General features: G+C 61.7%; 9 protein-coding genes. 7 read left to right on the top strand and 2 right to left on the bottom strand.

Annotated elements, in window-relative coordinates:
* The first annotated feature begins 128 nt into the window (after window positions 1–128).
* The 7 genes from AB7933_RS21525 (at window position 129) to AB7933_RS21495 (ending at window position 11,246) form a co-directional block, all read left to right on the top strand.
* On the top strand, window positions 129–779 hold the full coding sequence (locus AB7933_RS21525) for a GNAT family N-acetyltransferase (protein WP_024076234.1): 651 nt from the start codon (window positions 129–131) through the stop codon (window positions 777–779).
* Window positions 780–843: 64 nt separating this feature from the next.
* A complete protein-coding gene (locus AB7933_RS21520; protein WP_024076233.1) occupies window positions 844–2,571 on the top strand; it encodes an autotransporter assembly complex protein TamA in 1,728 nt (575 codons plus the stop codon).
* The gene (locus tag AB7933_RS21515; RefSeq protein ID WP_024076232.1) at window positions 2,571–6,254 is read left to right on the top strand and encodes a translocation/assembly module TamB domain-containing protein; all 3,684 of its coding nucleotides are present in this window, start codon (window positions 2,571–2,573) and stop codon (window positions 6,252–6,254) included. The genes AB7933_RS21520 and AB7933_RS21515 overlap by 1 nt, the downstream gene beginning before the upstream one ends.
* A gap of 323 nt (window positions 6,255–6,577) precedes the next feature.
* Entirely contained in the window at window positions 6,578–7,051 is a 474-nt protein-coding gene (locus tag AB7933_RS21510) for a MarR family winged helix-turn-helix transcriptional regulator (protein WP_024076231.1), read from the top strand.
* A complete protein-coding gene (locus AB7933_RS21505) occupies window positions 7,048–8,499 on the top strand; it encodes an efflux transporter outer membrane subunit (RefSeq protein WP_024076230.1) in 1,452 nt (483 codons plus the stop codon). Before AB7933_RS21510 ends, AB7933_RS21505 begins: the two co-directional genes overlap by 4 nt.
* A gap of 15 nt (window positions 8,500–8,514) precedes the next feature.
* Window positions 8,515–9,717 carry an efflux RND transporter periplasmic adaptor subunit gene (locus AB7933_RS21500; RefSeq protein ID WP_024076229.1) on the top strand — a complete coding sequence of 401 codons (1,203 nt, stop codon included), beginning with the start codon at window positions 8,515–8,517 and terminating at the stop codon, window positions 9,715–9,717.
* Window positions 9,717–11,246 (top strand): DHA2 family efflux MFS transporter permease subunit, encoded by a 1,530-nt coding sequence (locus tag AB7933_RS21495; protein WP_024076228.1) that lies wholly within the window; start codon window positions 9,717–9,719, stop codon window positions 11,244–11,246. Before AB7933_RS21500 ends, AB7933_RS21495 begins: the two co-directional genes overlap by 1 nt.
* A gap of 155 nt (window positions 11,247–11,401) precedes the next feature.
* On the opposite strand, the gene lpxH is transcribed toward AB7933_RS21495, so the two are convergent.
* Both lpxH and AB7933_RS21485 read right to left on the bottom strand, forming a co-directional pair.
* Window positions 11,402–12,151, bottom strand: coding sequence for a UDP-2,3-diacylglucosamine diphosphatase (lpxH, locus tag AB7933_RS21490; protein ID WP_024076227.1), 750 nt, complete (start codon window positions 12,149–12,151; stop codon window positions 11,402–11,404).
* A complete protein-coding gene (locus AB7933_RS21485) occupies window positions 12,148–12,651 on the bottom strand; it encodes a peptidylprolyl isomerase (RefSeq protein ID WP_024076226.1) in 504 nt (167 codons plus the stop codon). Before AB7933_RS21485 ends, lpxH begins: the two co-directional genes overlap by 4 nt.
* Window positions 12,652–12,807: the final 156 nt, after the last annotated feature.

Here is a 12,807-nt window from a genome sequence, read left to right as displayed (position 1 = left end):
CAAGTCGGACGGGGGCCAGCGTGGCGGTAGGACAGATGCACTGCTAATGTCTGGGAACGACTGGTGCCGCGTAAGTTCGTACTCATAAGAACGCCATCTTTTGAATGGCGCCCAGGGAGACTCACCGTATGCCTGACTCTTTAACCACCCTTGCCGAAGTTCGCTTGCTCAACAGCGACTATTCCCCCGAGGCCCGCTCCCTGCTGTATCAGGCTTATCGCCATGAGCCGACCTTTGCCTACATCTTCGAAGCCGAGCGCCCAGGCTATGAACAGCGGGTGCGCGCCACCGTGCGCGAACTGGTCAAGCAGCATTTCTTTCAGAAACTTCCCGCCATTGGCCTGTTCGTCAATGACCGGCTGATCGGCATCGCCTTGATCGCGCCGCCGCAACGGCGCCTGGGGATCACCGAAAGCTGGGCCTGGCAACTGCGCATGTGGCTGAGCACGGGTGTGCGTGGCACGCGGCGCTACCTCGATTACCATCATGCGGTGCTGGCATGCCTGCCCGCCGAATCGGTGCATGTGTTGCCGCTGCTGGGTATTCACCCACAGTTCCAGGGCAAGCATTACGGCGAACAGTTGCTGACGGCGGTGCACAACTGGTGTGCCGAGGACCCGCATTCGTCCGGTGTGGTGGTGGACACGGGGAATCCACGCTATCTGGATTTCTACCAGCGTCAGGGCTATGAGGAAATCGGCGAGGTTGCTGTAGGACCTGTCCTGGAACATGTGTTTTTTCACCCCAATCCCCAGGCGTTACAGGCTTCAACGGCTTAACGCAGAATTTTTCAGAATCATCTGTGTTCTAAGTTGCTCCCGAGGTCGTGTAGCATCCGCGCCTATGAAGTTTCCAGGAAGATTTACCAGCGGCTTGGTTCTGCTGTTCACAAGCTGCGGCGCGTTCGCGCAAAGCGAATTGGACGTACGGATCAAGCCAACGAACGATGCGCTGAAGGCCAATATCGAAGGTTATATCGGCGGGGTGGGCGATCGTGATGAAGAGGCCTTGCAACGGTTCAGCCGTGGCGCCGAGGAACAGGCGCGCAAAGCCGCCCAGGCGCTGGGGTTCTATCAGCCACGGATCGCAAGCGATGTGAAGGGCGGCAAGACTCCGCGCCTGATCCTCACCATCGACCCCGGCGAACCGGTGCATTTGCGCAACGTGACCATTCGGGTCGACGGCGAGGCCGCGAACCTCAAGGCGTTCCGCGTACCCGTCAGCGACGACCTAAAATCCGGCGCCGTGCTCAACCACGGCCACTACGAAGACGCCAAGCGTCTGATCCAGAACCAGGCCTCGCGCTACGGTTTTTTCAGCGGGCGCTTCACGCGCCAGACACTCTCGGTGGACCCCCAGGCGGGCGTCGCCGATATCGAACTGATCTATGACAGCGGCCCACGCTACACCTTGGGCAAGGTCAGCTTTGCCGGTGACACGCCGTTTGATGAAGAGCTGCTGCAACGCATGGTGCCGTTTAAAAATGGCACGCCCTACGACTCCGAACTGATCGCCGAACTCAACCAGGCCCTGCAATCCAGTGGCTTTTTTGAAGGCGTGCGCGTGGACGCCGCCCCGGCGGCCTCGGCCAATGATGTGATCCCGGTCGCCGTGCGACTGGAAACCCGCAAGCCGCGCACCATGGGCCTTGGCCTGGGGTATTCCACCGACGTCGGTCCACGGGGCAAAGCCAACTGGACCCGCCACTGGGTCAACCCCCAGGGCCACAGCTACGGCTGGGAAGCCGAACTGTCGGCGCCGCGCCAGAACGTCGGGCTGTGGTACGACATTCCGCTCGACCCGCCGCTCACCGACAAACTGCGGTTTGCCGGCGGCTACCAGAATGAAGAACTGGCCAACACAGACACCCTGAGCAAGCTGCTCACCCTTGGCCCTGAATGGCACAGCAAGTTGCCCAGCGGCTGGACCCGGGTGATCTCCCTCAAATGGCAACGCGAAGAATATCGCCTGGGCGATGACTCGGGCCTGAGCAACCTGGTGATGCCGGGGATCAGCTATTCCTACCTGCGCAGCGATAACCGCATCGACCCGCACCATGGCTACCGCCTGATGTTCGATGCCAAGGTCGCCAAGGAAGGGCTCGGTTCCGATACCAACCTGCTTTACGGCACGGCCACGGTCAAGGGCCTGACCACCCTGTGGGACAATCATCGCTTCCTGGCACGGGCGCAGTTCGGTGGCAGCGCTACCAATGGCTACAAGTCGGTGCCGCCGTCTTTGCGCTTCTTCGCCGGTGGCGACCAGAGCGTGCGCGGCTATGAGTACCAGACCCTGTCGCCGGAAAACGACCAGGGCGACCGCATCGGTGGTCGCTACATGGTGGCCCTGAGCGCCGAGTACCAATATTCCATCGCCGAGAAATGGCGAATCGCGACCTTCGTCGACCAGGGCAACGCCTTCAATACCCTGGAAATCCCCAGCCTGAAAACCGGCGTCGGCGTCGGCGTACGGTGGGTCTCGCCGGTAGGACCGATCCGCCTGGACCTGGCCCATGCCTTGGAAGAGCCAGGTGGGTTTCGTGTGCACTTTTCCATGGGGCCTGAGTTGTGATGCGAGGTTTGAAAATAGCGGGGCTGGCCATCGTTGCCTTTCTCGCCTTGATAGGGCTGGCGCTGTGGACGGTGCTCGGGACCCAGGCGGGCAGCCGTTGGGCCTTGGGCCACGTGCCGGGGCTGAGCGTGGAGAATTTCCAGGGGCGCCTGGGCGGCCAGTGGAGCGCCGATCATCTGCTGTGGCAGCAAGACAGCAGCCGTGTCGAACTCGACGCACCGAAGTTTGATTGGTCGCCTGCCTGCCTGCTGCGCCTGACCTTGTGCATCGATCGATTGGAGGTGGATCAAGCCAGCCTGCAATTCCCGCCCAGTACCGAGCAGAGCAGTGGCCCGATCACGCTGCCGGACCTGACGTTGCCCGTCGCCATCCAGTTGGGCGACGTTCGCGTCGGCCGGCTGCTGTTTAACGGCAGCGAACAACTCAAGGGCCTGCAACTGGCGGCGCATTGGACCGTCGCCGGTATGCAGATCGATACGGTGCACCTGCAACGGGACGACCTGGTGCTGGACCTGTCCGGCCTGCTGCAACCCACGGGCGACTGGCCGTTGACTGCCAGCGGCAACCTGAGCCTGCCTTATGCGCCAGGCGGTGCGCCGTGGAAGGTTGCGCTCAGACTCGACGGCGACCTGCTCAAGACCCTCAAGCTCGATGCCGACAGCAGTGGCTACCTGCCCGCCAAACTCAGTGGCGAACTGCAACCGCTGGTGGAGAACCTGCCAGCGCAGTTGCACATCACCGCCGATGGCTTCAAACCCAGTGCGGACTTGCCCGATACCCTGCAACTCAATCAACTCGACCTTACCGCCAAGGGCGACTTGAGCAGTGGTTACCAACTGCTGGGCAAAGCCATCCTGCCGGCGGAAAAAGGCCCGGTGGATGTATTGTTGCAAGGCACGGTCGACGCCAAGGGCGCGCAGATTTCCGGCCTGGATTTGACCGCCGGTGAGCAACAAAGCCTGAAACTCACGGCACAGCTGGACTGGCAAGAAGGTTTGAGTGCCGAGGCGAAAATCGCTTGGCTGGATTTTCCCTGGCATCGCCTGTATCCGCTGATCGACGAGCCTCAGGTCGCGTTACGTACCTTTAACGGTGAAATCTCCTATAAGGACGGCAACTACCTCGGCAACTTCAAGGCTGATCTCGACGGCCCGGCGGGCCGGTTCAATGTGGTCACGCCCTTCAGCGGCGATCTCAAGCAAGTGTTCCTGCCCGAGTTGAAACTGACCGCCGGCCAAGGCAAGGCCGAAGGCCACCTGAACCTGCAATTCGCCGACGGTATTGCCTGGGACACCGCACTGGACCTTTCGGCCCTGAACCCGGCGTACTGGGTCGGCGAATTGCCTGGCACCCTGGCGGGTCCGCTGCGCAGCAAAGGCGAATTCAAGAACGAGCAACTCAAGCTCAACGCCGACCTTGACCTCAAGGGCCGCCTGCGTGGCCAACCCGCCGTGCTGGCGGCCAAGGCCGAAGGCACAGGCGAGCAATGGACCTTGCCCAACCTGGATATCCGCTTGGGCGACAACCGCATCAACGGCAGCGGCAGCCTGCAACAACGCCTGGCCGGGCAGATCGATATCAGGCTGAGTCGCCTGGCCCAGCTGTGGCCGCAGCTACGTGGGCAGGTCAATGGCCGAATCGATGTGGCCGGTAGCCTCAAGGCGCCACAAGGCAAACTCGACCTCAAGGGCCAGCAATTGGCCTATGTCGATAATCGTCTGCAAAGCCTCACCCTCGACGCCACCCTCGATAGCGCCCAGCGCGCAAAGATCGACCTCAAGGGCAGTGGCATTCAAAGTGGCGACACCCAGGTCGGTACCCTGACCGCCAGCGCCCAAGGCGATATCCGGCGCCAGAGCGTCCAACTTGACCTGGCGGGACCGCTGCTCAAGCTGGCCCTGGCCCTCGACGGCAACCTCGACAACAGCAACTGGCGTGGGCGCCTCGCGAGCGGCGAGGTGCAGGCCGGTGGCCAGGACTGGAAGCTGCAGGCCCCGGCGAAAATCGAACGCCTGGCCGACGGCAAACTGACCTTCGCGGCCCACTGCTGGGTGTCCGGTGCAGCCAGCCTGTGCGGTGAAGACCAGCGCCTGATGCCCGAGCCGAAGCTGCGCTACCACCTCAAGCAATTCCCCATCGACAGCCTGGCGGCCTTTTTGCCGAAAGATTTCGCCTGGCAAGGCAAGCTCAACGCCGACGTTCAGCTCGACCTGCCCGGCAGTGGCCCCAAGGGCGTGGTCTCGGTGGATGCCAGCGGCGGCACCTTGCGTGTCAAGGATAAGGACCAGTGGCTGGATTTTCCCTACGACACCTTGAAGCTGGAAACCACCCTCAACCCCAAGCGTATCGACACCCAGCTCAACTTCCAGGGCGGCAAGCTCGGCGAGTTGCTGTTGCAGGCGCAGATCAACCCGTTGCCGAAAAACAAACCGATCACCGGCAATTTCAGCCTTACGGGCCTCGACCTCGCAGTGGCGCGCCCGTTTGTGCCGATGGTGGAAAAACTCACCGGCAAGCTCAACGGCAGCGGGCGGATCTCCGGTGGACTGTTGGCGCCGCAGGTCAACGGCAACGTGAATCTGGTGGGTGGTGAAGTGTCCGGGCCTGAGCTGCCCGTCAGCCTCGAGGGCTTGAATGTGCAGGCGTTGATTGCCGGCGAAAGCGTGCAACTCAACGGCGCCTGGCGCAGCGGCAAGGCCGGGCAGGGCAGCCTGAAGGGGCAGATCGACTGGGGTCAGGCGCTGGCGGTGGACCTCAGCCTGCAGGGCTCGCAACTGCCGGTCACCGTAGAGCCCTACGCCGCGTTGGAAGTGGCGCCTGACCTGAAGATCAGCTTGAAGAACGACAAGCTGGCGATTGCCGGCAAGGTGCATATCCCTCGTGGCGATATCACCGTGCGCGAACTGCCGCCTTCGACGGTCAAGGTCTCCGATGACACGGTGATCGTTGGCCGCCAGACCGAGGAGGGCAAGCCGCCGATGGCGATGGCCATGGACATCGATGTCGTGGTGGGTGAAGAGCAGCTCAACTTCTCGGGCTTCGGCCTGACCGCCAAGGTTCAGGGGCATGTGCATATCGGCGACAACCTCGACACCCGGGGCGAACTGTGGCTCAACGATGGTCGCTATCGCGCCTATGGGCAACGGCTCACGGTGCGCCGCGCGCGCCTGTTGTTCGCCGGGCCCCTGGATCAACCGTTCCTCGATATTGAAGCGGTACGGGTCACCACCGAGCCGTCCAGGACCGTAACCGCCGGTATTCGCTTGAGTGGCAGTGCCGAACAGCCGACCACGCAGATCTTCTCCGAGCCGGCAATGGCCCAGGAGGACGCCCTGTCCTACCTGGTGCTGGGACGTTCGCGTACCACCACCGGCGAAGACAACAATATGCTTGCGCAAGCAGCGTTGGGCCTGGGCCTGATGGGCAGTGCCGGGGTGACCTCGGATATTGCCAATAAACTTGGCATCCAGGATTTCGACCTCGACACCCAGGGCAGCGGCAACAACACTGCCGTGGTCGCCAGCGGCAAGATCACCGAGAAACTCAGCCTGCGCTATGGCGTGGGGGTGTTCGAACCGGCCAACACCATCGCCTTGCGCTACCTGTTGAGCAAGAAGGTGTACCTGGAAGTGGCCAGCGGCGTCGCCAGTTCCCTGGATATCTTCTACAAGCGCGATTTCTGAGTCCTGCTCGGTCAAAAAAGGTAGGGGCGGCGACTCAGCGGGGGCGAGCGGACTCACAGTAAGCCCGCTTGCCACAGTTACAGTGTTCGCCTTTAACTGACTGGCATTAAGACAAGCCCGCTCTCCACAGGGATTCCACTTTGCTGTGCGACAGCGCCAAATCGGAGATTGGGTGGGACCACCCAATCCACAGGTTTGACCGCATTTCCCCCCGACCGCCAGCCAATTACCAAGCAAGCTAATTATTTAATTTGACATTCGCTGCCTAAGCAGTAATATCTCGTCATACATTAACTGCCTAGGCAGTAATAAGGTGGCTTTCGATGAAACACTTCACCCCTGACAACTTCCACAACTGCCACCTCGGCCTGTTGCTGGGTCGTGCCGCCATCCTCAAGGACCGCATCATCGACGCCCACATGGAACCCCACGGCATTACCGCCGCGCAGTTCAAGGTGTTGATCATCATGGCCCAGTTCGGTGTCGACACCCCGGCGGAGCTGTGTCGCAACCTGTCCCTGGACAGCGGTTCGATGACACGCATGCTTGATCGCCTGGAGCAAAAGGGCCTGCTGGACCGCAAGCGTTCCGAACTGGACCGCCGTCAGGTGCAGTTGGTGCTCACCGCCGACGGTCAGCGCTTGGCGGACATGCTCCCGCACATCGGCGCCGACGCGTTGAACCAGTTGGCTGGCGCCTTGGAGCCCGGCGAGCTGGAAACCCTGGAAAAGATCCTCAAGAAAATTCTGATAGCTGCTGGTGATCCCATCACCCTTCAGCGGGTAGGTAAAGAATGAACACACGTGCCCTTTGCCTGGTGCTGATGGCCATGAGCATGGCCGGTTGCGCCAACTTCAGTGGCCTCGACACCCAGGGTCAACGCCTCGATGCCAACACCCTGCAAACCGGCAAGTCCCTCAGTGGCGTGAGCCTGTCGGCCGCCGCCTGGCCCAGCGCCGACTGGTGGAAAAGCCTCGGTGACCCGCAACTCGACAGCCTGATCCAGGAAGCCCTGCAAAACAGCCCGGATATGCAAGTCGCCAGCGCGCGTGCCCACCAGGCCGAAGCAGCGGCGTATGCGGCCAACGCTGCACGTATGCCGACCCTGGACGCCAGCGCCGGCGTCAGCCGTTCACGCCTGGCCAAGGATCAGGACCCGCTGGGGCAGGGCGATGCCTACGCCACCGTGCGCAACATCGGTGCCAGCTTCAATTACAACTTCGACTTATGGGGTGGCCAACGCGCCGCCTGGGAAGCCGCGTTGGGTGAAGCGCGTGCCGCCCAGGTCGACCAGCAGGCCGCGCGCCTGACCCTGGCGGCCAACGTGGCCAAAGCCTACAGCGACCTGGGCCAGGCCCATATCGTGCGTGACCTGGCCAATGACGACCTCAAGCGCACCCGGCAGATGCTCGACCTGGGCAAGCGCCGGCTGAATTCGGGTATCGACAGCCAGTACCAGTACCAGCAGACCGAAAGCCTGGAAGCCAGCTCCCAATCACAACTGATCGATGCCGAAAAGCAACTGCAGAGCGCCAAGATCGCCCTCGCGGTGTTGCTCGGCAAAGGCCCGGACCGTGGCAACGAACTGGTACGCCCCAACGTGCTGAAACCCAGTGCCGTCGCGGTACCTTCGGTGCTGCCTGCCGAACTGCTCGGCCGGCGCCCGGACCTGATCGCCGCACGCTGGCGGGTCGAGGCCGCGAGCAAGAACGTCGCCGCCAGCAAGACGCGCTTCTACCCCAACCTCAACCTGAGCGCGAGCGCCGGGGCTGAGTCGTTGCTGGGGGATGCGATGTTTGGTTCGGCCAGCCGTTTCTTCAGCATTGCGCCGACGATTTCGCTGCCGATCTTCGACGGTGGCCGCCTGCGCGCCGACCTCGATGCCCGCGATGCCGACTACGACCTGGCGGTGGCCCAGTACAACAAAACCCTGGTGCAAGCCCTTGGCGATATCGGCAATACCCTTTCACAACTGCGCGACACCGGCCGGCAGATCCAGGCCCAGCAACATGCCGCGGACATTGCCCAGCAGTCCTACGACACCGGGTTGCAACGGTACAGCTCCGGCATCGGCAATTACCTGGATGTACTGAGCATCGAGCAGCAATTGCTGCAGGCCCAGCGTCAGCTGGCGACCTTGAATGCCGCACAAATCGATCTGTCGATTCAACTGATGCAAGCCCTGGGTGGCGGCTACAACGCCGCAAACGTGGCGTCGACCACCCCAGCTACACGCACGGAATAATTTGAGGTATTTGTCATGGCCACTGCCGAAAACAGCAATGCAACGCAACAACCCAAAGACGACAGCAACCCCCGCAAACGCAAAGTGATGCTGATCGGCCTGGCGCTGATCGTGATCCTCGGGAGCGTCGGTGTGTGGGGCTGGTATGAGCTCTACGGTCGCTTCAACGAGAGCACCGACGACGCCTACGTGAATGGCAACGTGGTGGAAATCACCCCGCTGGTCACCGGTACCGTGGTCAGCATCGGCGCCGACGATGGCGACCTGGTCCATGAAGGCCAGGTGCTGGTCAATTTCGACCCGAACGACGCAGCGGTCGGCCTGCAAAGTGCCCAGGCCAACCTGGCGCGCACCGTGCGTCAGGTGCGTGGCTTGTACAGCAATGTCGATGGCATGAAAGCCCAGGTGAACGCCCAGAAAGCCGATGTGCAAACCGCCCAGGACAACTACAACCGACGCAAGACCCTGGCCCAGGGCGGGGCGATCTCCCAGGAGGAGCTGTCCCACGCCCGTGACAGCCTGACCGCGGCCAAGAACGCCCTGACCAACCTTGAGCAACAACTCAAAACCAGCAACGCCCTGGTGGATGACACCGTGATCTCGTCCCACCCGGACGTGCAAGCCGCCGCCGCACAACTGCGCCAAGCCTACCTGGCCAATGCGCGCAGCACCTTGATCGCCCCTGTCACCGGCTACGTGGCCAAGCGCACCGTGCAACTGGGCCAGCGTGTCCAGCCGGGCACGGCGTTGATGGCGGTAATCCCGCTCAACCAGCTGTGGATCGACGCCAACTTCAAGGAAACCCAGTTGCGCAACATGCGTATCGGCCAGCCGGTGGACATCGAGGCGGATATCTACGGCAGCGACGTGAAGTTCAGCGGTACGGTCGACAGCCTCGGCGCGGGCACCGGCAGCGCGTTTGCCCTGCTGCCGGCACAGAACGCCACCGGTAACTGGATCAAGATCGTGCAACGGGTGCCGGTGCGCATCCATGTCAATGCCGACGAACTGGCCAAGCACCCGCTGCGCGTGGGCTTGAGCACCGTGGTCAATGTCGACCTGCATGACCAGAGCGGCCCGGTACTGGCGCAACAGGCCCCGCAAAAGGCCTCGTTCACCACGGATGTGTATGAACGCCAATTGGCCGAGGCCGACGCCATGATCACCCAATTGATCCATGACAACAGCGTCGCTGCTCCCAAGGCTGCGCAACGCTGATGAGCAATAACGCCTCCTTCTCACCGCCGAGCCTGTTGATGGCCACCATTGGCCTGTCGCTGGCGACCTTTATGCAGGTGCTCGACACCACGATCGCCAACGTGGCGTTGCCGACGATTTCCGGCAACCTCGGCGTGAGTTCGGAGCAGGGCACCTGGGTGATCACCTCATTTGCGGTGAGCAATGCCATCGCCTTGCCGCTGACCGGCTGGTTGAGCCGGCGCTTTGGTGAGGTGAAGCTGTTCCTGTGGGCCACCCTCCTGTTCGTGCTGGCCTCGTTTCTGTGCGGTATCTCCACCTCGATGCCCGAGCTGATTGGCTTTCGGGTGCTGCAAGGCCTGGTGGCGGGGCCGTTGTACCCGATGACCCAGACCCTGTTGATCGCCGTCTACCCCCCCGCGAGGCGCGGCATGGCCTTGGCGTTATTGGCGATGGTCACCGTGGTGGCGCCGATTGCCGGCCCCATCCTGGGTGGCTGGATCACCGATAGCTACAGCTGGCCGTGGATCTTCTTTATCAACGTGCCCATCGGCATCTTTGCGGTGATGGTGGTGCGTTCGCAATTGAAGGCACGCCCGGTGGTCACCAGTTACCAGCCGATGGATTACGTCGGATTGCTGAGCTTGATCGTCGGTGTCGGCGCCTTGCAGATCATCCTCGACAAGGGCAACGACCTGGACTGGTTCGAATCCAACTTCATCATCGTCGGCGCGGTGATCTCGGCGATTGCCCTGGCGGTGTTCATCATTTGGGAACTGACTGACCAGCACCCGGTGGTCAACCTGCGGCTGTTTGCCTACCGGAACTTCCGCATCGGTACCATTGTGTTGATCCTGGGCTATGCGGGGTTCTTCGGCATCAACCTGATCCTGCCGCAGTGGTTGCAAACCCAGATGGGCTACACCGCGACGTGGGCGGGCCTGGCGGTGGCGCCGATCGGCATCCTGCCGGTGCTGATGTCGCCGTTTGTCGGCAAGTACGCGCACAAGTTCGACCTGCGCCTGCTGGCCGGCCTGGCGTTCCTGGCGATTGGCTTGAGTTGCTTCATGCGGGCAGGCTTCACCAATGAGGTGGACTTCACCCACATCGCCCTGGTGCAGCTGTTCATGGGCATCGGCGTGGCACTGTTCTTCATGCCGACCTTGAGCATCTTGATGTCCGACCTGCCACCGCAGCAGATTGCCGATGGTGCGGGCCTGGCGACCTTCCTGCGGACCCTGGGGGGGAGCTTCGCAGCGTCGCTGACCACGTGGATCTGGATTCGCCGGGCGGACCAGCACCACGCGTACATGAGCGAAAACATGACGACCTACGACTCGGCGACCCGTGATGCGTTGAACGCACTCGGCGGGGCAGGGCAGAAGGCTTATGCGCAATTGGACCAGATCCTCACCAGCCAGGCATACATGATGTCCACCGTGGATTACTTCACGCTGCTGGGATGGATGTTCATGGGGTTGATGCTGCTGGTGTGGCTGGCCAAGCCGCCGTTTACCGCGAAGGCGGGGCCGGCTGCTTCCGGTCACTGATTCCGAAAACGTACAGGGATCTAAATGTGGGAGGGGGCTTGCACCCCGATGGCGGTGGATCAGTCACAGCAATATTGACTGGCCTACTGCTATCGGGGGCAAGCCCCCTCCCACATTTGGATCTTTGTTCACATTGGATCAGTGGTGTTTGGGGATCAGGCGCCAGGCAACGCCAGTTGCGGGTTCACAAAATCAAACGCCGCCAACTGAAACCCTTGCTCATCCACCTGCAACGCCCAGCCCTGCTTGTCCCAATCCCCCAGCACAATGCGCTTGGCCGCCTGGTCGCCAATCTGCAACTTGTGGATCGCCGGACGGTGCGTATGGCCGTGGACCAGGGTGCGCACGCCAAATTGCTGCATCACCCGCGGCACTTCTTCCGGGGTGACGTCGACAATATCGTTGGCCTTCATCCGCGTCTGCGCACGGCTTTCGCTGCGCAGCTTGCGCGCCAGCGCGTGGCGGGCGCGCAGTGGCAGGTGACGCAGGATAAACAGCACCAGCGGGTTACGCAGGATGCGCCGCAGCTTCATATAGCCGAGGTCGCGGGTGCAGAGACTGTCGCCGTGCATCAGCAGCACGGGCTCGCCATGGAGCTGCACGACACTCGGGTCCTTGAGCAAGGTAGCGCCTGTGGTTTTGCAGAACGCCTTGCCGATCAGGAAATCGCGGTTGCCATGCATGATAAAAATCGGGGTACCGCTGTCGCTCAGCTCGCGCAGAGCTGCGCAGATCGAACGCTGGAAGGGGGTCATCCCATCGTCGCCAATCCAGGCTTCAAAGAAGTCCCCCAGAATGTACAACGCCTGGGCGCCACGGGCGCGGCCGTGGAGCAGATCCAGAAACGCCCGGGTAATGTCCGGGCGTTCCTCTTCCAGATGCAAATCTGAAATCAGCAATATCACTCAATGATCTCGGCTTTCTCGATGATCACGTCTTCTGCTGGCACGTCCTGGTGGCCGGCCTTGCTGGTGGTGGAAACTGCTTTGATCTTGTCGACAACGTCAGTGCCTTCGGTGACTTTACCGAACACCGCGTAGCCCCAGCCTTGAACGTTCTTGCCGCTGTGGTTCAGGAAGGTGTTGTCGGCCACGTTGATGAAGAACTGCGCGGAGGCCGAATGCGGCTCCATGGTACGGGCCATGGCAACGGTGTACTTGTCGTTGGAAAGGCCGTTGTCCGCTTCGTTCTGGATGCTTGGACGCTTGTCTTTCTTTTCTTTCATGCCTGGCTCGAAACCGCCGCCCTGGACCATGAAGTTGCCGATGACACGGTGGAAAACGGTATTTTCGTAGTGGCCGGCTTTCACGTATTCGATGAAGTTGGCGACGGTGATCGGCGCTTTCTCGGCGTTCAGCTCGATGACGATGTCACCGTGGTTGGTGGTCAGTTTGACTTGAGTCATGTGTACTACTCTTTTCAGGGAATTCGTGGGTTCGGGCGCCTCGGCGCCACGACCGGTTTGGCTAAACGACGGCCAAGACGCGCAGTTTAACGTGCCCTGCAGGAATTTCGAGGTGGTTTTTTACCGCCCGGGCAATTAAACCAGCAGTTTTTGGCC

The organism is Pseudomonas gorinensis (genome assembly GCF_042015035.1).
Taxonomy (GTDB): Bacteria; Pseudomonadota; Gammaproteobacteria; order Pseudomonadales; family Pseudomonadaceae; genus Aquipseudomonas; species Aquipseudomonas gorinensis.
This window is presented reverse-complemented; position numbering and strand designations above follow the sequence as displayed.

What these genes read in the sequence shown, in the direction of transcription:
- AB7933_RS21500 (WP_024076229.1), top strand. Translation starts at nt 8,515, where the DNA reads ATGGCCACTGCCGAAAACAGCAATGCAACGCAACAACCCAAAGACGAC.
- AB7933_RS21515 (WP_024076232.1), top strand. Translation starts at nt 2,571, where the DNA reads ATGCGAGGTTTGAAAATAGCGGGGCTGGCCATCGTTGCCTTTCTCGCC.
- AB7933_RS21520 (WP_024076233.1), top strand. Translation starts at nt 844, where the DNA reads ATGAAGTTTCCAGGAAGATTTACCAGCGGCTTGGTTCTGCTGTTCACA.
- AB7933_RS21510 (WP_024076231.1), top strand. Translation starts at nt 6,578, where the DNA reads ATGAAACACTTCACCCCTGACAACTTCCACAACTGCCACCTCGGCCTG.
- AB7933_RS21485 (WP_024076226.1), bottom strand. Translation starts at nt 12,651, where the DNA reads ATGACTCAAGTCAAACTGACCACCAACCACGGTGACATCGTCATCGAG.
- AB7933_RS21525 (WP_024076234.1), top strand. Translation starts at nt 129, where the DNA reads ATGCCTGACTCTTTAACCACCCTTGCCGAAGTTCGCTTGCTCAACAGC.
- AB7933_RS21505 (WP_024076230.1), top strand. Translation starts at nt 7,048, where the DNA reads ATGAACACACGTGCCCTTTGCCTGGTGCTGATGGCCATGAGCATGGCC.
- AB7933_RS21495 (WP_024076228.1), top strand. Translation starts at nt 9,717, where the DNA reads ATGAGCAATAACGCCTCCTTCTCACCGCCGAGCCTGTTGATGGCCACC.